24 protein-coding genes are annotated in these 22,124 nt (G+C 66.0%); all 24 read right to left on the bottom strand.

Annotated features, from left to right (window positions below):
* Positions 1-3: 3 nt before the first annotated feature.
* The 24 genes from nuoK to MNAB215_RS01710 all read right to left on the bottom strand — a co-directional run bounded on the left by nuoK (position 4) and on the right by MNAB215_RS01710 (position 22,114).
* Positions 4-303 carry an NADH-quinone oxidoreductase subunit NuoK gene (nuoK, locus tag MNAB215_RS01825; protein WP_025735676.1) on the bottom strand — a complete coding sequence of 100 codons (300 nt, stop codon included), beginning with the start codon at positions 301-303 and terminating at the stop codon, positions 4-6.
* Positions 300-1,112, bottom strand: coding sequence for an NADH-quinone oxidoreductase subunit J (locus MNAB215_RS01820; protein WP_077077199.1), 813 nt, complete (start codon positions 1,110-1,112; stop codon positions 300-302). The genes nuoK and MNAB215_RS01820 overlap by 4 nt, the downstream gene beginning before the upstream one ends.
* Positions 1,109-1,654, bottom strand: a complete 546-nt coding sequence (gene nuoI / locus MNAB215_RS01815; RefSeq protein ID WP_077077198.1) for an NADH-quinone oxidoreductase subunit NuoI — start codon at positions 1,652-1,654, stop codon at positions 1,109-1,111. The genes MNAB215_RS01820 and nuoI overlap by 4 nt, the downstream gene beginning before the upstream one ends.
* Positions 1,647-2,921, bottom strand: coding sequence for an NADH-quinone oxidoreductase subunit NuoH (gene nuoH, locus MNAB215_RS01810; RefSeq protein WP_077077197.1), 1,275 nt, complete (start codon positions 2,919-2,921; stop codon positions 1,647-1,649). The genes nuoI and nuoH overlap by 8 nt, the downstream gene beginning before the upstream one ends.
* Positions 2,918-5,335, bottom strand: coding sequence for an NADH-quinone oxidoreductase subunit G (locus MNAB215_RS01805; RefSeq protein WP_077077196.1), 2,418 nt, complete (start codon positions 5,333-5,335; stop codon positions 2,918-2,920). The genes nuoH and MNAB215_RS01805 overlap by 4 nt, the downstream gene beginning before the upstream one ends.
* A complete protein-coding gene (gene nuoF / locus MNAB215_RS01800; protein WP_077077195.1) occupies positions 5,332-6,681 on the bottom strand; it encodes an NADH-quinone oxidoreductase subunit NuoF in 1,350 nt (449 codons plus the stop codon). The genes MNAB215_RS01805 and nuoF overlap by 4 nt, the downstream gene beginning before the upstream one ends.
* The gene (nuoE, locus tag MNAB215_RS01795; protein WP_077077194.1) at positions 6,678-7,448 is read right to left on the bottom strand and encodes an NADH-quinone oxidoreductase subunit NuoE; all 771 of its coding nucleotides are present in this window, start codon (positions 7,446-7,448) and stop codon (positions 6,678-6,680) included. Before nuoE ends, nuoF begins: the two co-directional genes overlap by 4 nt.
* Positions 7,445-8,746, bottom strand: a complete 1,302-nt coding sequence (gene nuoD / locus MNAB215_RS01790; RefSeq protein WP_077077193.1) for an NADH dehydrogenase (quinone) subunit D — start codon at positions 8,744-8,746, stop codon at positions 7,445-7,447. Before nuoD ends, nuoE begins: the two co-directional genes overlap by 4 nt.
* A complete protein-coding gene (locus MNAB215_RS01785; RefSeq protein ID WP_077077192.1) occupies positions 8,746-9,498 on the bottom strand; it encodes an NADH-quinone oxidoreductase subunit C in 753 nt (250 codons plus the stop codon). Before MNAB215_RS01785 ends, nuoD begins: the two co-directional genes overlap by 1 nt.
* On the bottom strand, positions 9,495-10,049 hold the full coding sequence (locus tag MNAB215_RS01780) for a NuoB/complex I 20 kDa subunit family protein (RefSeq protein WP_077077191.1): 555 nt from the start codon (positions 10,047-10,049) through the stop codon (positions 9,495-9,497). Before MNAB215_RS01780 ends, MNAB215_RS01785 begins: the two co-directional genes overlap by 4 nt.
* An 8-nt stretch (positions 10,050-10,057) precedes the next feature.
* Positions 10,058-10,435 (bottom strand): NADH-quinone oxidoreductase subunit A, encoded by a 378-nt coding sequence (locus MNAB215_RS01775; RefSeq protein WP_077078336.1) that lies wholly within the window; start codon positions 10,433-10,435, stop codon positions 10,058-10,060.
* A 353-nt stretch (positions 10,436-10,788) separates the two neighbouring features.
* A complete protein-coding gene (locus MNAB215_RS01770) occupies positions 10,789-11,190 on the bottom strand; it encodes an Rv3143 family two-component system response regulator (protein WP_077077190.1) in 402 nt (133 codons plus the stop codon).
* Positions 11,191-11,219: 29 nt separating this feature from the next.
* Entirely contained in the window at positions 11,220-11,756 is a 537-nt protein-coding gene (locus MNAB215_RS01765; RefSeq protein ID WP_077078335.1) for a YceI family protein, read from the bottom strand.
* Between the two features lie 27 nt (positions 11,757-11,783).
* Positions 11,784-12,185 (bottom strand): nuclear transport factor 2 family protein, encoded by a 402-nt coding sequence (locus tag MNAB215_RS01760; RefSeq protein ID WP_077077189.1) that lies wholly within the window; start codon positions 12,183-12,185, stop codon positions 11,784-11,786.
* 18 nt (positions 12,186-12,203) lie between these two features.
* The gene (locus MNAB215_RS01755; protein WP_077077188.1) at positions 12,204-12,542 is read right to left on the bottom strand and encodes a DUF6285 domain-containing protein; all 339 of its coding nucleotides are present in this window, start codon (positions 12,540-12,542) and stop codon (positions 12,204-12,206) included.
* A complete protein-coding gene (locus MNAB215_RS01750; RefSeq protein WP_077077187.1) occupies positions 12,539-13,540 on the bottom strand; it encodes a phosphotransferase family protein in 1,002 nt (333 codons plus the stop codon). Before MNAB215_RS01750 ends, MNAB215_RS01755 begins: the two co-directional genes overlap by 4 nt.
* Entirely contained in the window at positions 13,537-14,775 is a 1,239-nt protein-coding gene (locus MNAB215_RS01745; RefSeq protein ID WP_077077186.1) for an acyl-CoA dehydrogenase family protein, read from the bottom strand. The genes MNAB215_RS01750 and MNAB215_RS01745 overlap by 4 nt, the downstream gene beginning before the upstream one ends.
* 22 nt (positions 14,776-14,797) lie before the next feature.
* Positions 14,798-15,451, bottom strand: a complete 654-nt coding sequence (locus MNAB215_RS01740) for a TetR/AcrR family transcriptional regulator (RefSeq protein ID WP_077077185.1) — start codon at positions 15,449-15,451, stop codon at positions 14,798-14,800.
* Positions 15,451-16,347: a hydroxymethylglutaryl-CoA lyase gene (locus MNAB215_RS01735; protein ID WP_077077184.1), complete on the bottom strand. Its 897-nt coding sequence runs from the start codon at positions 16,345-16,347 to the stop codon at positions 15,451-15,453. The genes MNAB215_RS01740 and MNAB215_RS01735 overlap by 1 nt, the downstream gene beginning before the upstream one ends.
* Positions 16,344-17,552, bottom strand: coding sequence for a CaiB/BaiF CoA transferase family protein (locus tag MNAB215_RS01730; protein WP_077077183.1), 1,209 nt, complete (start codon positions 17,550-17,552; stop codon positions 16,344-16,346). The genes MNAB215_RS01735 and MNAB215_RS01730 overlap by 4 nt, the downstream gene beginning before the upstream one ends.
* A complete protein-coding gene (locus tag MNAB215_RS01725; protein ID WP_425436416.1) occupies positions 17,549-18,724 on the bottom strand; it encodes an alpha/beta hydrolase family protein in 1,176 nt (391 codons plus the stop codon). Before MNAB215_RS01725 ends, MNAB215_RS01730 begins: the two co-directional genes overlap by 4 nt.
* Positions 18,725-18,735: 11 nt before the next feature.
* Positions 18,736-19,839: a homogentisate 1,2-dioxygenase gene (locus tag MNAB215_RS01720; protein WP_077077181.1), complete on the bottom strand. Its 1,104-nt coding sequence runs from the start codon at positions 19,837-19,839 to the stop codon at positions 18,736-18,738.
* Positions 19,840-20,124: 285 nt separating this feature from the next.
* The gene (locus MNAB215_RS01715; RefSeq protein WP_077077180.1) at positions 20,125-21,093 is read right to left on the bottom strand and encodes an NADPH:quinone oxidoreductase family protein; all 969 of its coding nucleotides are present in this window, start codon (positions 21,091-21,093) and stop codon (positions 20,125-20,127) included.
* 22 nt (positions 21,094-21,115) lie between these two features.
* Positions 21,116-22,114, bottom strand: coding sequence for an acrylyl-CoA reductase family protein (locus MNAB215_RS01710; RefSeq protein ID WP_077077179.1), 999 nt, complete (start codon positions 22,112-22,114; stop codon positions 21,116-21,118).
* Positions 22,115-22,124: the final 10 nt, after the last annotated feature.

Genomic DNA, 22,124 nt, shown 5'->3' with positions numbered 1-22,124 from the left:
TACTCAGCCTTTGAGTAGGTTCGCGTCGTCGACGGACGCCGATTTACGGGCTCGGAAAATCGTCATGATGATGGCCAGGCCGATGACGACCTCGCAGGCGGCCACCACCATCGTGAAGAAAGCGATCATCTGGCCGTCCAGGTGGCCGTGCATGCGCGCGAACGTGACGAACGCCAGGTTGACCGCGTTGAGCATCAGCTCGACGCACATGAACATCACGATGGCGTTGCGGCGCAGCAGCACGCCTGAGGCTCCGATGGTGAAGAGCAATGCCGAAAGATAAAGGTAGTTGGCCGGATTCATGAGGTGCCGCCTCGAACAATCGCGGGGTCGGTTTCGGGGGAGGGAATCGCTTTGCCGTCGGCGTCGCGCATGCGCAGGATGCGGGAGACCGACAATTCCGAGTACGAGCCGTCTGGGAGCAGCGCCGCCACGTCGACCGCGTTGTGGCGTGCGTAGATACCCGGGTTGGGCATCGGGGTGGGATGTCCACCGGGCAGGAAGCGCTCCTGGGAGAGTTCGCGTTGCGTCTTGCGGCGCTCGAACCGTTCCCGGTGCGCCAGGATCATCGCCCCGACCGCCGCGGTGATCAGCAGGGCGCTGGTGAGCTCGAAGGCCCACAGGTAGCGCGAAAAGATCAGTGCCGCCAGGCCTTCGACGTTTCCTTCGGCGTTGGCGGTGGTCAACCCGGCGAAGCCGCCGGTCGACACGTTGCCGATGGCGGCGATCAGCAGAACGCCGAACCCGAGGCCGCTGATCAACGCGGCCACGCGCTGTCCGCGCAGCGTTTCCTTCAGCGATTCCGCGGAGTCGACGCCGATCAGCATCAGCACGAACAAGAACAGCATCATGACGGCGCCGGTGTAGACCACGACCTGAACCACACCCAAAAACAGTGCGTCCTGGACCATGTAGAACACCGCAAGGATGATCATCGTCATCGCCAGGAACAGCGCCGAGTACACGGCGTTGACGGCCAGCACCACCCCGAGGGCGCCGACCACCGCAAGCACGCCCAGCACCCAGAACGTCACCGCTTCACCGGTCGAAGTGCGAACGATGGCTTCGCTCGCCACATTGGTGGCGAGCCAGTGGCCCGTTGCAGCGGTCACCGGGTCTCCCCGGCAATTTGTCCCTGCCGCAGGCCATCTGCGGTCACGTTGCCCTGGTAGTAGTCCCTATCGGTGGCGCCTTCGGCCCTCGGGTGCGGCGGCGCGAGCATATTTTGCAGCAGCGGCGCCAGCAGCCGGTCCTTTTCGTAGATCAGGTCGGCCCGGTTGTCGTCGGCCATCTCGTAGTCGTTGGTCATCGTCAACGCCCGGGTGGGACAGGCCTCGATGCACAGGCCGCAGCCGATGCAGCGCAGATAGTTGATCTGATAGACCCGGCCGTAGCGTTCGCCCGGGGAAAACCTTGCCTCGTCGGTGTTGTCGGCGCCCTCGACATAGATCGCGTCGGCCGGGCAGGCCCAGGCGCACAACTCGCAGCCGATGCACTTCTCCAGCCCGTCCGGATACCGGTTGAGTTGATGCCGTCCGTGGTAGCGCGGTTTCACCGGGCCGGGCTTTTCCGGATATCCCTCGGTGATGTTCTTTTTGAACATCGACCCGAACGTCACACCGAATCCTGCGACCCCGTCCAGGAATTTACCCATGCGCGTTCTCCTTACTGGCGCCGACCGGCTGCGCACGAGTCAGCGCCTTCGGCAGCGGCGGTGTGGGGAATACCGGCTCAATGCTCGTCAGGCCGGGGCTTTCCTTGCGCTGCTTGCGGAGCTGTCGCTCCAGTGCGCGAATACTGGGCGCGGCGAACGGTTTTCGCAACAGCGCCACGATTGCCACGGCAAAGACGAGGCTGCTGACGACCAGAATCGGGGTCCAGTGTGCGTAACCCTGGTTACGCGCCGTGCGGATGACACCGGCGATCAACACCCACACCAGCGATGCCGGGATCAGCAATTTCCAGCCCAGCGCCATGAACTGGTCGTAGCGCAGCCGTGGCAGGCTGGCGCGCAGCCAGAAGTAGATGAACAGGAAGGTCCACATCTTGGCGGTGAACCAGAGCAGCGGCCACCAGCCGTGGTTGGCCCCTTCCCACATGTTCAGCGGCCACGGGGCATGCCACCCGCCGAAGAACATCGTCGAGGCCAGTGACGAAACCGTGAACATGTTGACGTACTCGGCGAGCATGAACATCGCGAACTTCAGCGAGGAGTACTCGGTGTGGAATCCGGCGACCAGCTCACCCTCGGCCTCGGGCAAGTCGAACGGCGCCCGGTTGGTCTCGCCGACCATCGAGATGAGGTAGATCACGAATGACGGCGCCAGCAGGAACACGTACCAGACCCGGTCCTGCGCGGCGATGATCTCGGAGGTCGACATCGTGCCGGCGTAGAGGAATACCGCCGCGAACGACAGCCCCATCGCGACCTCGTAGGAGATGACCTGGGCCGTCGACCGCACGCCGCCCAGCAGCGGGTAGGTCGATCCCGACGCCCAACCGCCCAGCACGATTCCGTACACCCCGATCGCCGACAGCCCCAGGATGAACAGCACCGCGACCGGCAGATCGGTCAGCTGCAGGGGCGTGCGGTGTCCGAACACCGAGACCTCGGGGCCGAACGGGATGAACGCGAATGCGGTGAACGCCGGAATGACCGAAAAGACCGGCGCCGCAAAGTAAACGAACTTGTCGACGCCGCCGGGCGTGATGCTCTCCTTGAGGGCCAGCTTGATTCCGTCGGCCAGGCTCTGCAGGACGCCCCACGGACCCGCCCGGTTGGGGCCGGGCCGCAGCTGCATCCAGCCGAGAATCTTGCGTTCGAGCAGGATCGCGACCAGCACGTTCAGCATGAGGAACACAAAGATGGCGAGCGCCTTGCCCAGCACCAGCCACCAGGGGTCGTGTCCGAAGGCGCTCATTTGCCCACTCCGATCTTCACGACGCTGCCCGTTGTCACGCCCAGCTGACGCTGCACCGCCGATCCCGGCGAGTTCAGCGGAAGCCACACCACCCGATCGGGGATGTCAGTGATGACCAGCGGCAAGGTGATTGAGCCTTTGGATGTGCTGACGGTGACGGTGTCGCCGTCAGCGGCCCCGATCTCGGTCGCCGTATCGGCCGACAGCCGTGCGACGACCGGATGTGCGGTTCCGGCCAGATGCGGTTCGCCGTCTTGCAAGCGGCCGTTGTCGAGCAGCATCCGCCACCCGGCCAACACCGCCTCTCCCGCGCCGGGCTGGGCGGGCTCGGTGGCCGCGACCGTGGGGGCCGGCGCGTAATCGCCGTCCCAGATTCCCAGAGCCGACATTTCCTCGCGGGCCGGTTGGACGCTGCCCATCCCGAGATAGACACCCATTTCGTCGGCCAGCGCGTCGAGCACCAGGTGATCCGACTGGCTTGCCTGTTGGGTGCTGCCGTGCAACGCCGGCTCGAATGGCCGGAACCGGCCCTCCCAGTTGATGAATGCGCCCGCCTTCTGCGTGGTGGGCGCAACGGGGAACACCACGTCGGCGCGCTCGGTGACCTCGCTGTGCCTCAGCTCCAGGCTGATCACGAAGTTGGCGGCATCCAGTGCGGCCAGCACCACATCCGGGTCGGCGAAGTCGGCGGGTTCGATCCCGCCGACCAGCAGGGCGCCCAGCGTCCCGTCGGTGGCGGCGGCCAGAATGCCGTCGACGTCACGGCCGGGCGTGGTCGGCAGCTCGTCAACGCTCCAGCCCGCGGCGACCTGCGCGCGCGCCGCATCGTCGGCGACCGGACGCCCGCCGGGCAGCAGCCCTGGCAGCGCACCGGCTTCCAGTGCACCCCGCTCCCCGGCGCGGCGCGGCACCCAGGCCAGCCGGGCTCCGGTGGCGTCGGCAAGCCGGGCCGCGGCGGACAAGCCGCCCGGCACCGTGGCCAGTCGTTCACCCACCATGATCACTGCGCCAGGTGCCGACAGCAGATCGGCGACCTCGCCGGTGGCCAATCCGTCCAGCGTGGACGGCTCGGCACCGGGAGCGGTCTGGATCAACCGGCCGAACATCTTGCCCAGCGCGCGGGTGGCGAACGGAGCGATCGAGTACACCGGGACGTTCTTCTTGCGGGCCGCCTTGCGCAGCCGCAGGAAGACGATCGGTGCCTCTTCTTCGGGTTCGAAGCCGACCAGCAGTACCACCGGCGCGGATTCCAGGTCGGAATAGCTGACGGTCAGCGGCTTGCCCGCGACGCGGGCCGCCAGGAAGTCGGCTTCCTCGACCGAGTGCGGTCGGGCGCGAAAGTCAATGTCGTTGGTGTCCAACACAATTCGGGCAAATTTAGAGTAGGCGTAGGCGTCTTCCCAGGTGACTCGGCCGCCGACCAGCACCCCGGTTCGTCCGCGGGCCTTCTCGAGGCCCGCAATCGCGATGGCGATCGCGTGCGACCACGACGCGGGAGCCAGCTCGCCATCGGCGTCCCGGATCAGGGGAGTGGTGATCACGTCGGGCTGGGTCGTGTACCGGAAAGCCCACCGGCCCTTGTCGCAGTTCCACTCTTCGTTGACTTCGGGGTCGTCACCGGCGAGCCGGCGCAGCACCTTGCCACGACGGTGGTCGGTGCGCTCGGCGCATCCACCCGCGCAGTGCTCGCAGACGCTGGGGCTGGAGACCAAGTCGAATGGGCGGGCCCGGAAGCGGTACGCGGACCCGGTCAGCGCACCCACCGGGCAGATCTGCACGGTGTTGCCGGAGAAGTAGGACTCGAACGGCTCGTTGGCGTAAATCCCGACCTGCTGCAGGGCGCCCCGCTCTTGCATGTCGATAAACGGGTCACCGGCGATCTGCTCGGAGAACCGCGTGCAGCGGGCGCACAAGATGCAGCGCTCCCGGTCGAGCAGCACCTGCGAGGAGATGTTGATCGGCTTGGCGAAGGTGCGTTTGACGTCTTCGAAGCGAGAGTCGGTGCGGCCGTTGGACATTGCCTGGTTTTGCAGTGGGCATTCGCCGCCCTTGTCGCACATCGGGCAGTCCAGCGGATGGTTGATCAGCAGCAGCTCCATCACGCCGTGCTGGGCCTTGTCGGCGGCCTCCGAGGTGAGTTGGGTGCGCACCACCATGTCGTCGGTCGCGACGGTGGTACACGACGCCAGTGGTTTGCGCTGCCCCTCGACCTCGACCAGGCACTGCCGGCATGCGCCGACCGGATCCAGCAGCGGGTGGTCGCAGAACCGCGGGATCTGGATGCCCATCAATTCGGCTGCGCGAATCACCAGAGTTCCCTTGGGGACGCTGATTTCGGCTCCGTCGATCGTCAGGGTCACCATGTCCGGCGGACGTACCTCGTCGCCGGCTTCGGTCTTGGCCGCACTCGTCATGGGGCTGTCGTCCCTTTCACGCTGTCGCGCTCGCTGGTCAACATGGAGTCTTTGGGGTCGAAGGGGCATCCGCCTCCCTCGACGTGGGCAACGTACTCGTCGCGGAAGTGTTGGATCGACGACATCACCGGGCTGGCAGCACCATCGCCCAACGCGCAGAAGGACTTTCCGAGGATGGCGTCGGAGATGTCCAACAGCTTGTCGAGATCTTCGGCGGTGCCCTTGCCGGTTTCCAGGCGCTCGTAGATCTGGCTGAGCCAGAAGGTGCCCTCTCGGCAAGGCGTGCACTTGCCGCACGATTCGTGTCGGTAGAAGTCGGTCCAGCGCTGCACCGCCCGCACCACGCACGTGGTCTCGTCGAAGATTTCCAGTGCCTTGGTGCCGAGCATCGATCCGGCCGCGCCCACACCCTCGTAGTCCAGCGGTACGTCGAGGTGCTCGTCGGTCAGCAGCGGCGTCGACGAGCCGCCGGGCGTCCAGAACTTGAGCCGGTGCCCCGCGCGCACGCCGCCGGCGTAGCTGAGCAACTCGCGCAGCGTGATCCCCAGCGGGGCCTCGTATTGGCCCGGGTTGGTGACGTGCCCGGACAGCGAATACAGCGTGAAGCCAGGCGATTTCTCGTTGCCCATGGACCGGAACCACTCGACGCCGTTGAGAATGATCGACGGCACGCTGGCGATGGTCTCGACGTTGTTGATCACCGTGGGGCAGCCATACAGGCCGGCCACCGCGGGGAACGGTGGCCGCAGCCGCGGCTGGCCGCGCCGTCCCTCCAGGGAATCGAGCAGCGCGGTTTCCTCACCGCAGATGTAGGCACCCGCGCCGGCGTGCACCACCAGTTCCAGGTCGAAGCCGGAGCCCCCGATGTCGTGGCCCAAAAAGCCTGCGGCATAAGCCTCGGCGACCGCGTTTTGCAGCCGGCGCAGCACCGGAACCACCTCGCCGCGCACGTAGATGAAGGCGTGGCTGGCGCGGATCGCGTAGGCGGCGATGATGACGCCCTCGACGAGCACGTGCGGTGTCGCCAGCATCAGCGGAATATCTTTGCAAGTACCGGGTTCCGACTCGTCGGCGTTGACGACCAGGTAATGCGGCTTGGCGGCAGGGCCGGTGTCGCCCTGCGGAATGAACGACCATTTCGTGCCGGTCGAGAAGCCCGCGCCGCCGCGGCCGCGCAGGCCCGAATCCTTCACGGTTCCAATCACCGCATCGGGATCCATCTTCAGAGCCTTCTGCAGGGCCTTGTAGCCGTCGTGGCGCTGATAGGTTTCCAGCGTCCACGATTGCGGGTCATCCCAATAGCTGCTGATGACCGGGGTCAGCGGTGTGGCCGCAGAGGTTGTCATGATCGGCTCTCCGGCTCGGATTCCGGAACAGCCGGGGCCTGCATCCCTTGCTCTTTGGCCACCCGCAGACCTGCCAGCGTGGCTGCGCCGGCGCCACCTTGACCCTCGTCCGGGCGCTCGTCGGGCAGTCCGGCCAGGATGCGTGAGGTCTGGCGGAAGGTGCACAGCGGCGCCCCGCGAGTGGGGGCCTTGGGCTCACCCGAGCGCAGCGAGTCGACGAGTTCGCGTGCAGATTCCGATGTTTGGTTGTCGTAGAACTCCCAGTTGACCATCACCACCGGTGCGAAGTCGCAGGCGGCGTTGCACTCGATGTGCTGCAGGGTGACGGTGCCGTCGCCGGTGGTCTGGTCGTTGCCGATGCCCAGATGTTCTTTGAGGTCGGCGAAGATCGCGTCGCCGCCCATCACGGCGCACAGCGTGTTGGTGCAGACTCCGACCAGGTATTCGCCGGTGGGGCCGCGACGGTACATGGTGTAGAAGCTGCCCACCGCCGACACCTCGGCGCCGGTCAGCCCCAACTGCTCGCTGCAGAATTCCAGGCCAGCGGGCGTCAGGTAGGAGTCCTCGGACTGCACCAGGTGCAGCAAGGGCAATAGTGCCGAGCGCTTATTGGGGTAACGGGCGATGATCTCCTTGGCGTCGACCTCCAGCCGTGCTCGCACATCCGGCGGATAGGCCTGCGGCGCACCGTCAACCACGAACTGGTTGGGTTCTTCCGGCGGCGGACCGAGCCTGATGAACACCCGCTCCCCGCTGCTGCCCGTCATCGGTCCACCCCGCCCATGACGGGGTCGATGCTGGCGACCGCGGTGATCAGGTCGGCCACCATTCCGCCTTCGGACATCGCGGCAACCGCCTGCAGGTTGGTGAAGGAAGGATCCCGGTAGTGCACCCGATACGGGCGGGTGCCGCCGTCGCTGACCATGTGGACGCCAAGCTCGCCGCGCGGCGACTCGACCGCCGCGTAGACCTGGCCCGCCGGAACCCGGATGCCCTCGGTCACCAACTTGAAGTGATGGATCAGGGCTTCCATCGAACCGCTCATGATCTTGGCGATGTGGTCCGGGGAGTTACCCATGCCGTCCGGACCCACCTTCAAATCCGCGGGCCAGGCGATCTTGCGGTCCTCGACCATGGTCGGGCCGGGCTGCAACTTGTCCAGGCACTGCTCGATGATCTTCACCGACTCCCACATCTCTTTGACGCGAATGATGTAGCGCCCGTAGGCATCGCAACCGTCATCGGTGATGACGTCAAACTCGTAGTTCTCGTATCCGCAGTAGGGTTCGCTCTTGCGCAGGTCGTGCGGCAGCCCGGTGGAGCGCAGGATCGGGCCGGTGATGCCCAGCGCCATGCATCCCGCCAGGTCCAGGTAGCCGACGTCCTCGGTGCGGGCCTTCCAGATGGCGTTCTCGTTGAGCAGATCGCCCATCTCGCGCAGCGCCACCCGCAACTTCTTGAGGGCCTCGGAGATCTCGGTTTTCGCGTCGGGTGGCAGATCCTGCGCGACGCCGCCGGGCCGGATGTAGGCGCTGTTCATCCGCAACCCGGTAATGGATTCGAACAGGGTGAGGATGATTTCGCGCCCTTTGAAGCCGGTGAACATCGGGGTCATGGCGCCGAGCTCCATGCCGCCGGTCGCCAGCGCAACCAGATGCGACGAAATCCGGTTGAGCTCCATCATCAACACGCGAATGACGTTGACGCGCTCCGGTATTTCGTCGGTGATGCCGAGCAGCTTCTCCACGCCCAGGCAGTACACGGTCTCGTTGAAAAACGGTGACAGGTAATCCATCCGGGTCACGAAGGTGACGCCCTGAGTCCAGTAGCGATACTCGAGGTTCTTCTCGATCCCGGTGTGCAGGTAGCCGATCGCGCAGCGGGCCTCGGTTACCGTTTCGCCCTCGATTTCGAGGATCAACCGCAACACGCCGTGGGTGGACGGGTGCTGAGGGCCCATGTTGACGACGATGCGTTCGCCGGGATCCGCGTCCCGGGCCGCTTCGACGATCTGTTCCCAGTCCTGGCCCCCGGCGACCACCACGGTCTCTTTGGTTGTGCTCATTAGTTGTAGCCCCTCCGCTCATCGGGCGGAGGTATCTGCGCGCCCTTGTATTCGACCGGGATGCCGCCGAGTGGGTAGTCCTTGCGTTGCGGATGCCCCTGCCAATCGTCGGGCATCTCGATTCGGGTCAGCGACGGATGGCCGTCGAAGATGATCCCGAAGAAGTCGTATGTCTCCCGCTCGTGCCAGTCGTTGGTCGGGTAGATGTCGTACAGCGAGGGGATATGCGGATCACCGTCTGGCGCAGACACTTCCAGCCGCAGTCTGCGGTTATGGGTGATCGACTGCAGTGGGTAGACGGCGTGCAACTCCCGGCCGGTCTCATGCGGGTAGTGCACACCGTTGACGCCCAGGCACAGCTCGAAGCGCAATTCCGGTTCGTCACGCAGGCGTTGGGCCACCTGCGGCAGCAGCTCCCGGCGGACGTGCAGGGTGAGTTCGTTGCGGTCGACGACGACTTTCTCTATCGCATCATCGAATTCGATATCGGCGCCGTTGAGTGCCTCGGCCAGGTCGTCGGCGATGGCGTCGAAGTAGCCGCCGTATGGCCGGGGGCTGCTCCCCGGCAGCGTCACCTCGCGCACCAGCCGGCCGTATCCGGAGGTGTCACCGGTGCCGGTGACACCGAACATGCCGTGGCGCACGTTGATCACTTCGCGCCCGCTAGCGAGAGGTGCTCCCACGTCGGCGTCAGATGGCGATCCCCCGACCTCGCTGGCCGCCCCCTTCGGGTCGTGGTCAGGCGAGCTCATCGCAACAGTCCACGTAATTCGATGGTGGGCTTGACGCCCAGGGCAGCCTGCTCGGCTTCGGTGACGGCCTCTTCGCGGTTGACGCCGAGGGGCATTTCTTGAATCTTCTCGTGCAGCTTGAGGATTGCGTGCAACAGCATCTCCGGGCGCGGTGGGCAGCCGGGCAGGTAGATGTCGACGGGAACGACGTGGTCGACGCCCTGCACGATCGCATAGTTGTTGAACATGCCACCCGACGAGGCACATACGCCCATGGCCAGCACCCACTTTGGCTCGGCCATCTGGTCGTAGATCTGGCGCAACACCGGAGCCATCTTCTGGCTGACCCGCCCGGCCACGATCATCAGGTCGGCCTGTCGCGGCGTCGCCGAGAATCGCTCCATGCCGAACCGGGCGATGTCGAAGCGCGGCCCCGCGGTGGCCATCATCTCGATTGCGCAGCAAGCCAGCCCGAACGTCGCCGGCCACAGCGAGTTCTTGCGGACATAGCCGGCGATCTTCTCGACAGTCCCCAGCAGGATGCCACCGGGTAACTGTTCTTCTATGCCCACGTCTTACCTCAATCCCACGTCAGGCCGCCGCGGCGCCACACATAGGCGTAGGCCACGAATACCGTGAGCATGAATATGACCATTTCGACCAGGGCGAACGTCCCCAGTGCGTCGTAGCTGACCGCCCAGGGATACAAGAACACGATTTCGATGTCGAAGACGATAAATAGCATTGCGGTCAGGTAATACTTCACCGGAAACCGCTGCCCTGGCGTCCCGTGCGGGCCGCCCACCGGCGTCGCGGTGGGTTCGATCCCACACTCGTAGGCCTCGAGCTTCGACTTGTTGTAGCGCGTCGGGCCGGCGAGGCTCGCGATGGCGACCGAGCCCACGCCAAAGGCGGCGGCGATCGCCCCTAGCACCAAGATGGGTATGTAGACGTTCAACTCGCTCCATGATCCGTCGTACGAGCCGCCTGCGGCGGCCAGGCGGTAACCGGGCTGCTGTGACGGGCTGGGTCTGACGTCCGGCACAGTGATGTTCAACATAGCGTCGTAGAGTCCGGCGCGCTTGCCCGGGGTGGACATTCGTGACGTGTCCGTAATCACGCTTGTCGCGAGCAAAGGAAATTTGCGCGACGGCACTGCCACAGCGACCAATAGGGGGGTGTCGTCGCAGGCATACCGGCGACCGCGATGCGCCGGGCAGGTGTCGCCGAGCCGGCGGTGGCCTTAGCTGTTCGTCCTGATCACAGCCGTTTTCTGAGTGCGGTTACCCGCCGCGCGAAGTGCCGATCGGCTCAGCGAACGGGAGCCCGCAACAGGCCAAGCACGGTCTTGCCCAGCACGATGGGATCCAGGGGATGGGGCACCGCGGCCTCGGCACGCGACCAGTTGGCCAACCATGCATCGTCGCGGCGCCCGGTGAGCACGACCAGCGGTGGGCAGGTCTGCAGTTCGTCCTTGAGTTGTTTGGCGATGCCCATGCCGCCGGTCGGGCTGGCCTCGCCGTCCAGGATGGCGAGGTCGATGCCGCCCTCATCCATCGTGCGGACCACCATCGGGCCTGTCGCCACCTCGACGTAGCTCAATTCGGGCAGATCGGGGGCCAGCTGCTTGCCCAGCGCCCGCTTCACGCGTTCACGGGTTTGGACGTTGCTGCTGTAGACGAGGATCCGCAGGGTGATGGTGGAAGCGGGCACGGTGCAGATCGTACTGGGTCGCGCCGGTTTTACTGAGGTGACCGGGCAAACACAAGTTTCGCCGACGCGGTCGCTGCCGAGCCGATCATGCCGAACTTGTTCCAGCCCAAGTCGAACTGGGCTCGGTCCACCTTGGTTTCCCCGGCGATCTGGATCGATCCGTCGTCGAGTTCGGTGATTACCGCGGTCAGCGGCAGCGGTGCGGTGACGCCCTTGATGGTGAAGTTGACCCGAAGATCGGCAGAGGGGCCTTCGGTGGGGTGCACCGCCGTCACGACGACGTTGATCTCTCCGAAGCGCTCGACGTCGAAGAAGTCGGCCGAGCACAGGTGCTGGTCGCGACGGCCGATGCCGGTGCTCAGCGACGCGGTCTTGATGTCGAGCCGGCCGAAGACCGCGCCCTTACCGGTGAGCTGCCCGTCGCCGTCGAAATCGGTGAAGTGGCCCTTGACGGTGAGCAGGCCCCACATGTTCCTGATCTTGAAGCCGACCGTCGAGCGATCCGCGACGACGTTCCATACGCCGGCCAGGCCAGCATCATTCAGCAGTGTTTCCAAAGTCGTCATCATCCACCTCCGTTGTCCTGGTTCGAGCTAATCCAGCAGCGGCGCAATGCGCGCTGGGTCGAAGTATTCGTCGATCCGGTTGATCAGGCCGTTGGCGTCCACCCTGATCACGATGCAGACGCGCAGTGAGATCGATTGGCCGGCATGGCCGGTGGCGTGCAGAACGTGTTGCTGGACAAAGCCGCTGATCGATCCGCCGTCGAACAGCTGGCGATCGAGAATCTCGTAGTGGCGCTCGGTCGTGACAGAGACGAACCAATCGATAACCCGCAGCGCGCGCGCCTTGTTGTCGTCCCGGCGCGCGCCCGGCCGCCACACCGCGATGTCGTCGCTCCACAGTTGGTCGACCGCCTGCACGTCGCCCTTCTCAATTGCCGAAAACAGGTGATCGGCCACGTCGACGATCACCTCGGCACTAGCAGCAGTCATGGGGACACTCCTGTTCGGCTATTCGATGTCGTATCCGGGATGGGCAACGGCGAGCCGATTTCGCACCAGGGTGCGCAGGCAGGCCGTGACGTCGGCGGCGCGTTCGTCCAGCTCGCCGGCCCGGATGGCGGCGGCGAGCTGTTCCTCATCGGGAAAACCCAAGCCGGCCAGCGCGGCACGGGATTCTGCCTCGCTCTCGTCGAGCAGTTCGCGCTCGACGATGCGCAATGCGTTGGCGGCTACTCGGGAGTGGAAGTTGACCTGTCCGCTGGTCGCGGCCCGGACGTCGGTTTCCAGGAATTCGGCGACCGCGGCCACCAGTTCGGCTGCCAGCGGGCGGCCATAAGCGCCGATCATGGTCGGATCTCCTCGAGCAGGTTGAGGATGTCCCATTCCGTTTCGCACACGCGGCGACCGATCGTCGCCAGTTCGACCGAGCGGGATTGACCGGTCAAATGGCGCTCCGCCTGGTAGCGGCAGATGACCCCCCAGCGCAGCGTGGCCAGCACCAGCCACCAGTGCAGCGCCATCCGGTCAACGGTAGTCCCGCTGGCCTGCTCATAGTCGCGCACGAAGCTCTCGATGCTGCCGAGGCCGCCGGCGCCGAGGCTGGCCGGAGCGCCGAAACGCCAGGCCCTGATGCAGAACCAGGCCAGATCCTCGTACGCCTGCCCGACGTGCACCAGCTCCCAATCCAGTACGGCGGCAAGCTCGGATCCGTCGACGATGAGGTTTCCCATCCGGAAGTCGCCGTGCACCAAAACGGTTGACGAATGCTCGGGCCGGTTCGCGGCCAGCCAGCGAAAGCCCCACTCGAACGTGGCCGTGGTGTCGGCCATGATGTCGAGCCGTTCGCGCCATTCGACGAGCTGGTCCTGCTGCGTCAGCCCCGGGCCGCGCTCGTGGTCGATGTCGGCGCGGTGGATCGCGGCCAGCGCGTCCGCGCATTGCCGGAGCAGGCGTCCCCGTCCCGCCTGTCCGTCGGCACCGTCGAAGTGGCGCTGAATGCGCCGCACGATGGTCTCGCCCTTGATCTCATCGCAAACCAGGAACGGATTCCCCAGTGCGGCAGGCGAATCGTCGGCAACCAGAATGTGCGGGACCGGTGCACCGGCGGCGGCAGCGGCCGCCTGCGCCCAGGCTTCGAGCTCCATGCCGGCGTGCACGTCGTCCGGCGGGCCGGTGCGCAGGATCAGCGCACGGCGCTGCCCGCCGGTGACGGCGTCGAAGGCCCACGTCGTTCTGCTGGCACCACCGGTCAACGCCCGCAGGTTCTCGACCGAGGTGCCTGCGCCCAGGGGCCTGCCCAGCACCGCGGCCAGCCTGCTGGTCAGTTCTGCGGCGTCGACCATCATTGCTTGCCGAATTTGAACAGCCGCTGTGCCACCCGGCGAATCTGGATCTCCTCGGCGCCCTCGGTGATCCGGTAGCGGCGGTGATGGCGGTAGATGTGCTCGAACTGTTCATGACGGCTGTAGCCCAGTCCACCGAAGATCTGCATGGCACGATCGGCGGCGTCACACACCAGGCGGTTGGCCCGGTAATTCGCCATCGACACCTTGTCGGAGACCTCCATGTGATGGTCGCGGTCCAAATGCCATGCGGCGTAGGCCACCAGCAGCCGCACCATCTGGGCTTCGGTCTGCAGCTCGGCCAGCGGCCATTGCACGGCCTGGTTGACCGACAGCGGCTTGCCGAACACCTTCCGGTTACCCGCGTACTCGGCGGCGCGGTCGATGCAGTATTGCGCGGCGCCCAGGCTGCTGGCCGCTTGCCGAATCCTGTTCTCGTGCAGAAAGGTTTGCGCGACTTCCAGGCCGCGGTCCACTTCGCCGAGCACCGCGTCGGAGGGCACCCGGACGTCGGTCAATTCGACTTCGCCGTGGTCGGTGGGCATGTTGAACGTCCACCAGTAGTAGGGGACGTTGAATCCTGGCGTGTCGGTGGGAACCAGGAACGCCGTGATGCCACGGGCCGAACCGGCTTCACCCGACGTGCGGGCGAAGATCAGGTCGTGGGTGGCTCGGTGCACGCCGGTGTTAAACCGCTTGGAGCCGTTGATGACCCACTCGTCACCGTCGGCCTTGGCGTGGCTCTCCAGCCAGGTCGCATCCGATCCGTGCTGCGGCTCGGTCAGGCCGAACGCCATCGAACGCTCGCCGGTGATCAACGCTTCCGACCAGAGGCGGCGTTGCTCGTCGGTGCCGAAGCGCTCCATCATGATCACTTGCGGGAAGTTGCCGACGATCGACGACTCGTTCTGTAGGTCGTTGTGCAGGCCAAGGCCCTTGTGTGCCAGATGTTCCCGGACGACCGCCATGTCGACGTTGCTGCCGTCGCGCCCGCCCAGCGACCCGGGCAAGCCGTAGCGTAGCCAGCCCGCCTTGTCTGCTCGCCTGCGCATCTCGGCGAGCAGCTCCTCCCATTCCTGGGTCGGGATGCCGTCGTTGTCCCAGTCGGTGCGAGCATGCTCACGGCGCTGATCGAAATACTGCATGTTTTCACGTTCCAGCGGCTTGATCTCGGCCTCGATGAACGCATCCATGTCGGCCAGGATTCTCTGAAGGTGTTCTGGCAGAGTGAAATCCACGCTGATCTCCTAAAGTCTCTCGTTACGCGCCGTATAGGGTTTTCTTCCAGACCGTCGACAAGGTTGCGATGGCGTCCTCGTCACTGATTTTCATGCCCAGCCCCGCTTGGGCGGAAGGCCCCGACGAGGCGGCAAACACGGTGGTGAAATTCTCGAACAGCAGGGCGATGGCCGCCGCCGTGTGCTGCGGGTTGAGCTCCGCCCCGTACCCCTGCTCCTGGGCGCGGCGCACCGATGCGGCCACGATATCCATGCCGAATCGCCGAAACTCGTTCTGGACGGCCGCAAACCGTTGCTGTGTGGCGGCCAGCTGCGAGACGGCGATCATGATGCCGATGTTCTGCTTGAAGATGTTCCAGTAGCCGGTGACCACGGCATCAAAAAAGTTGTCGTCGTCGGTGGGGGCACCGCCGGCTTGCGGGGGAGAGTCCGGCAAGTGCAGGCTCAGCCCGGACGGCGCGACGACGTCGTGCAGGAAGGATTCAGCCAGCACGGCCAGCAGGTCTTCCTTGTCGGCGAAGTACCGGTAGAACACCGCCGGCGATTTCCCGGCTGCCGAGGTGATATCGGCCAGCGTGGTTCCGTGGAAACCCCGCTCGGCAAATAGCTTTCGGGCTGCTTCTTCGATGGCCTGCCTGGTCTGGCGGCCCTTCGCGGTCAGCAGCTCGTTCGGCATCAGACCCGGATTCGGTCGCCGGCACGCAGCAGCGCACTTGGCAAGTCATGGCCGACAAGGGATTTCGCGACACCTGCGGCCGTGATGGCGGCCTGCAGATCGACGTCGACGTCGATGTCGCTGTCGCGCAGCAGATACACCAAATCCTCGGTGGCGATGTTGCCGGTCGCCCCCGGTGCGAACGGGCAGCCCCCAAGCCCGCCGACCGAGGCGTCCAGCCGGGTGACTCCGGAGCTGACCGCCGCGTAGGCACTGGCCAGCCCGGCGCCCCGGGTATTGTGGAAATGGCCGCCCAGCGGTATGTCGCCGATCACCGGAAGCACCTGCGCGATAAGGGAACTCACCCGGACGGGTGTGACGGTGCCGATGGTGTCGGCGATCGAGAGCCGGTCAGTCCCGCGCTCAACAGCGGCGGTCACGATCTCGAGCACCCGCCTGGGCGGGGTAGGCCCTTCGAAGGGCGAGTCCCAGGCGGTGGCGACCACGACTTCGACGGTGACGCCGCTATCGTGGGCGATGGCGACGATCTCCCCGATCTGATCGGTGGCCTGCTTGCTGGTCCGCCCGACATTGGCGACGCTGAACGTGTCGTCGGCGGCGATCACGTACTCGATCGACCGCAGGCCCGCAGCGGCGGCGCGCTTGGCGCCGTTGGGGCTGGCAACCAGAGCGGAGAACTCGATGTCGGGGTAGTTGTGCAGCTCCGCGGCCAGCTCGGCGGCGTCGGCCATCGACGGCACCTTGGAGGGCGATACGAATGCGGTGGCCTCGACCTCGCGGACCCCGGTCGCGGCCACCGCGGCGAGCAGTTCCAGCTTGGCCGACAACGGGATTGGTGTTTCGATCTGCAGCCCGTCACGCAGCGACACTTCGCGAATATCGACGTGGACGTTCATAGCACCTCCCCGGCCCGCAGCTCCTCGAGCTCGTCGGCGCTCTTGCCCAGCAGCCCGATGTAGACGTCGTCGTTGTGTTGGCCTGGACGTGCCGAGCCGGCCGTGCGGACACCTCCCGGCGATTCCGACAGCACCGGGACGACGCCCGGCCCCAGGACGGGGCGCCCGATCCGTTCGTCGTAGTGCTCGACAAGCATGCCGCGCGCCCGTAGCTGCGGATCCTTGACCACCTCGGCGACCGTGTTGATCGGACCCGCGATCACGCCTGCGGCACTGAGTGTTTCGACGATCTCATCGGGCTGGCGTTCGGCGGCCCACGCTCCGATGATCTTGTCGAGTTCGTCTTGGTTGCGGCCGCGGGCGGCGTGCGTCGCGAAGCGATCGTCTCCGGCCAGCTCGGGGCGGCCCATCGCGGTGCACAGCCGGGCGAACACAGTGTCCTGGTTGGCGGCGATCACCACCCAGGAGCCGTCGGCGCTAGGGTAGATGTTCGATGGCGCGATGCCCTCCAGCCGAGTGCCCGACGGGCCGCGCACCACGCCGCCCACATCGTAGTCCGGAATGGTGGATTCCTGCACGGCCAAACATGATTCGGTCAGCGCGACGTCGACCACCTGCCCGTGTCCGGTGACGCTGCGGCGGTACAGGGCGGCCAACGCGCCCTGGGCGCCGAACATGCCGGCCAGGCTGTCGCCCAGAGAGAGCGCCAGCCGGGGCGGCGGGCCGCCGGGAAATCCGTTGAGGTGCCGCAGCCCGCTGGCGGCCTCGGCCACCGAGGCGTAGCCCGCCTTGTGTGCTTCGGGCCCGGTCTGGCCGTAGCCGGAGACCCGGACCAGGATGATGCGCGGGTTGCGCTCACTGAGCACGTCGTAGCCCAGGTCCCATTTCTCCAGGGTGCCCGGACGAAAGTTCTCCACGACGATGTCGGATTTCTCGACGAGTTCGAGGAACAGTTCGCGGCCACGTGGCTTGCGCAGGTCGAGTGTGACGGCTCTTTTGTTGCGTGCGTGCACCGTCCAGAAGACGTGGTGTCCGTCGACTTCGGCCTGACCCCAGGTGCGCAACGGGTCGGGGGCGCCCGGTGGTTCCACTTTGACGACGTCGGCGCCCATGTCGCCGAGTAGCCGACCGGCGAATGGCCCGGCGATCAAGGTGCCCAGCTCGAGCACTCGGATGCCGTCCAGCGGTCCGGCCGGTTGGGTCATTCGGCGCCTGCGAAATCGTGTCGAACCAGCCAGTCGGTCACGATATCGACGGCTTCGCGCAGCTTGTCGCGTTGGTCGGGACCCGCGTAATAGTGTGTGGCGCCGTGGATTTCGTGGATCTCCTTGTCGGGGTGCCCGATCGCCTCGAAAAGCCGGCGGGTGTGGCTGGGAGTGCACGCATCGTCGGCCAGGTTGCCGATCACCAGCGCCGGAACCGCGATGTCGCGCCCGCAGTCCACCCCGTCGCCGTGGGCGTCGTCGTAGCTCCACTGCGAGAGCCAGCCGCGCAGGGTGGAGAAGCGGGCCAGCCCGACCGGGCCGTTGTTCACCACCTGGGGGTCGCCCAGGTAGCAGGTTCCGGGCTTGCGTTCGTTCGCGTCGACGGTCGGGTCCAGCCAGCGTGGGTCCGCCATGGTTCCGTGCACGACGAACCCGAATTCGTCCTGCGGGCGACCCTGCGCTTTCAGTTCAGCCAATTTTTCTCTCACCCACGCGGTGATGCGGCGGTTGCGGTCAATCTGAGCCTGACGGTACCGCTCCAGGAATTCCTGGCTGTAGGGCGGTTGGTTGGGGTTGTCGGGGTTGTACAGGTCGAGCTCGGGATCGCGCTTGGTGGGGTCGGATTCGTCGAGGATCGAAGCGTCCATCCATTCGGTCAGCGTCCCGTGCCTGCTGATGTGCGCGGCGAGCAACATGATGCCGTCGGCCGCGGGGAGTTCGAGCTTGGTCAGGTCGGGGCCGTCGCCCGAAGGGCTGCTCGTGATGGTCGCGTGCTGGGCCTGCTGCTGGTACAGCACCGAGAGCGAGCCGCCACCGCTCCACCCGGCCAGCACCACCTTCTGGTAGCCCAACCGGTTCTTGGCGTCTTTGATGCACTCGCCGAGGTCTTCGACCACCTTCTCCATCAGCAACGCCGAGTCAGTGCCGCGAAATCGACTGTTGCAGTAGATGACATGGTGGCCGGCCCAGGCCAGTCCGTTCATCATCGGCAAGTACGCGCCACCGCCGATCGGGTGCATGAACACCAGCACGGTGTCCGACGGCTTGTCTTTGGGCTTGAGCAGATAGCTTTCCAGCACGGTGATCTCGGCCAGTCCGCCGTAAACGTCCCTGACGTCGGAAGTGTTCTGGAAGGCAACAAGATAGGGAATGCGGTCGTATTCGTGCTTCACGGCTTGTTTCATCAGTGTTGTCCTAGGTCGTGCGCCAGCACCTCGGGCGAGGGTGTCAGGCGGCGGCGGGTGTCGACGGCCATGACCTGCCAATCGACGCGCGAATGCTCGTCGAATTTGCGGCGTGCTCGTTCGCGAGCCTTTTCCGGCGCGCCGTGGTGAACTCCTTGCGGCGCATGGGAGATCAGGCCCGGCGGCATCGGGATGCCGTAGAGCGAGCCGCCGTGGAAGAAGGCGATCTCGTCGTAGTCGACGTTGCGGTGATACCAGGGCGTGCGCTCGGTGCCGGGCACGCCTTCGGCGGGCTTGGGCAAGAAGTTCATCACGTAGACGCCGGTGGCCTGCATGAACAAATGCACGGTCGGCGGCAGATGGACGCTGTCGGAGGTGATCACGTTGTAGTCGGCGATGTTGAAGGTGAACGGGAAGTTGTCGCCGCGCCAGCCTTCGACGTCGATCGGATTATGTTGGTAGAAAAGCGCTGTTTGCCCGCTTTCCTCGATCGGCCGGTGGACCAGCCGGACCTCGTACTCGTCGCGGCCGTCGTCGTCGATCGGGACCGGCTCCGGGATGGTGGCCTGCGAGGGGTCGAACGGGAAGTGCCGGCCCAGCGCGCCCGGTGCAGGGACACGGAACTCGTCGTTGGCCTCGATCATCAGCAACGTGGTGTCGCGCTCCGGCACCTGGCGCCAGGTGCACGCCTTGGGGATGTAGACCCAGTCGCCGCCCCGGTACTGCAGTGGGCCGAATTCGGTCTCCAGCAGTCCCGTGCCGTCGTGGACGAAGCAGAGCAGGTCGCCGTCGACGTGCCGGGCGTAATACGGCATCGGTTCACGACGACGGCTCAACAGAATGCGGCAGTCGTCGTTGCTGAACATCAGCAGCGGCCCGCCGTTGGCGTCGGTGGCATCGCTGGGCTTCAGCTCGCTGGACAGCACGTCGACGGGGCGCAGCGGGCCGACCGATCGATAGGCGGTGGGGTCGTGGCGGCGGTAGACATTGGCCGTCCGCCCGGTGAAACCGCCGCGGCCCAGCTCGTCGTCCTTGAGGCCGTCGAGATCGGCGTGCAGGCGATGCGGCGTCTTGCCTTTTCGCAGGTGGATGAAGGATTCCATGGATCACTCCTGGGCTCCGATGAGTACAGAACTGAAAGTGACATTACTTTTTGTTTTGCTGGTGCACAAGGGCATCGAGGCGCGGTGTCGCCCTCGCTCAGTCCCCTCTGGCTCAGATGTCTCCGCCTGGATGGACAACCCGTGTGCCCGCCTCGTAGCGACAATTTGCGTTCAGCCGATGCGGGCTGCGGACGCCGACAGGTCAGTTGTCGCTCGGAGGTGGGCAAACCGCCACCCCCTCCGCCGCTGGGGCGCGTGTGGTGGATGCGACATGATGCGCCGGGTTCAGCGGACGCGCAACACTACTTTGCCCTTGGCGGTGCGGTTCTCCATCGATGCGACGGCCGCGGCGGCTTCATCCAGCGGGTAGACATCCGGGTCCGGGGGAGCCAGTCGACCGGAGCTGAGCAACTCTTCGACCGCGGCCCACTGCTCGTTCAGCGCCCCGGGGTGCGTCCCGGCCCAGGCTCCCCAGCCGACACCGACGACGTCAATGTTGTTGAGCAGCAACCGGTTTACCTTCACGGTGGGAATCTCACCGCCGGTGAAGCCGATCACCAGCAGCCGTCCCCCCGCAACAAGCGACCGCAGCGAATCGGTGAACCGGTCGCCGCCGACCGGGTCGACGACGATGTCGACGCCACGCCCGTCGGTCAACTCCTTCACCGCATCCTTGAAGCCCTCGGCCAACACCACGTCGGTCGCGCCCGCCGAGGTGGCGATCTCGGCCTTCTCCTCGGTGCTGACCACCGCGATGGTGCGCGACGCCCCGAGCACCGGCGCCAGCCGCAACGCCGACGTTCCTATACCGCCGGCCGCGCCATGGACCAGCACCGTCTCGCCCTGCTGCAGCCGGCCGCGCACGGTCAGTGCGAAGTACACCGTGAGGTCGTTGAACAGCAGGCCCGCGCCCGCCTCGAAGCTCACGTTGTCCGGCAGCTTGAATACGCGGTCGGGTTGCAGGACCGCGACCTCGGCCATGCCGCCGGTCAGCATCGTCAGCCCGACCACGCGGTCGCCGGACCGCACGTGCGCCCCCTCGGGCGCCGAGCGGACAACGCCGGCGATCTCGGCGCCGAGCACAAACGGCGGATTCGGCCGGTATTGGTAGAGGCCGCGGGTGAGCAACGCGTCCGGGAATGCCGCACCAGCCGCGTGCACCTCGACCACCACACCGTCGCCGGTGGGTTCGTCGACCTCGGCCAATTCGACCGAATCCGGACCGTCAAGCCGAGTCACACGTATCGCGCGCATGGTCGAAGAGCCTACTGTCGGCTCAGAATCCGCCGGCGACCCGCACCACTGCCCGGCCGGAGAACTTCCCGTCGCGCACCTGGTCTAGCACGTCGACGACGTTCTTGACGTCGACGTCGCTGGTGACCGCGTCCAGATGCCGCGGCCGCAACGAGTCGCCCAACCATGCCCACAGCTCGCGGCGCGGGCCGATCGGCATCAACACCGAATCCATGCCCAACAGCGAGACGCCGCGCAGGATGAACGGCATCACGGTGGTGTGTAGTGCCGGACCCCCGGTCAGGCCGCTGGCGGCCACCGCCCCGCCGTAGTCGATGGTGCTCAGGACGTCGGCCAGCGTCGCGCCGCCCACGCAGTCCACCGCTCCGGCCCAGCGGGCCTTGGCCAGGGGGCGGGGTTTGGCGTCGGGATCGGCGGGAAGTCGGCCGATAACCTCTTTGGCGCCAAGCTCTTTCAGCAGTCCGGCCGCCGTGTCCTTACCGGTGGAGGCGACCACGTGGTAGCCGGCGGCCGCCAGCAGGTCCACGCTGACCGAACCGACGCCACCGGAGGCTCCGGTCACGACGATGGGCCCGGCGTCGGGAGCGATGCCCCAGTCGATCAGCGCCCGCACGCTCATCGCGGCGGTGAAGCCGGCGGTTCCGATGGCCGCGCCGTCGCGCGGGCTCAGCGCACCGAGCTTCACCACCTGATCGGCGGGCAGCCGCGCGTACTCGGCGTAGCCGCCGTGGTGGCCGGTGCCGATCAGATATCCGTGAGCCAGTACTTTGTCGCCGACGCCGAAATCGGGCGACTGCGACTCGACGACTTCGCCGGTCAGGTCGATGCCGGGGACGATGGGATAGTTGCGCACCACGCCGCCGTTCGGCGTCACGGCCAACGCATCCTTGTAGTTGACGCTCGAGTACAACACCCGGATCGTCACCTCGCCGGGCGGCAGGTCGGACGGGCTCAGGGTCTCGACCGACGTGGTGATCCGGTCACCATCTTGACGAGCTACCAGCGCTTGAAAAGTGTCCATGGCACGACGC

Source organism: Mycobacterium numidiamassiliense, from assembly GCF_900157365.1.
In the GTDB taxonomy this organism is placed as follows: domain Bacteria; phylum Actinomycetota; class Actinomycetes; order Mycobacteriales; family Mycobacteriaceae; genus Mycobacterium; species Mycobacterium numidiamassiliense.
The sequence above is the reverse complement of the archived record's forward strand: the minus strand, read 5'-3'. Positions and strand labels throughout refer to the sequence as shown.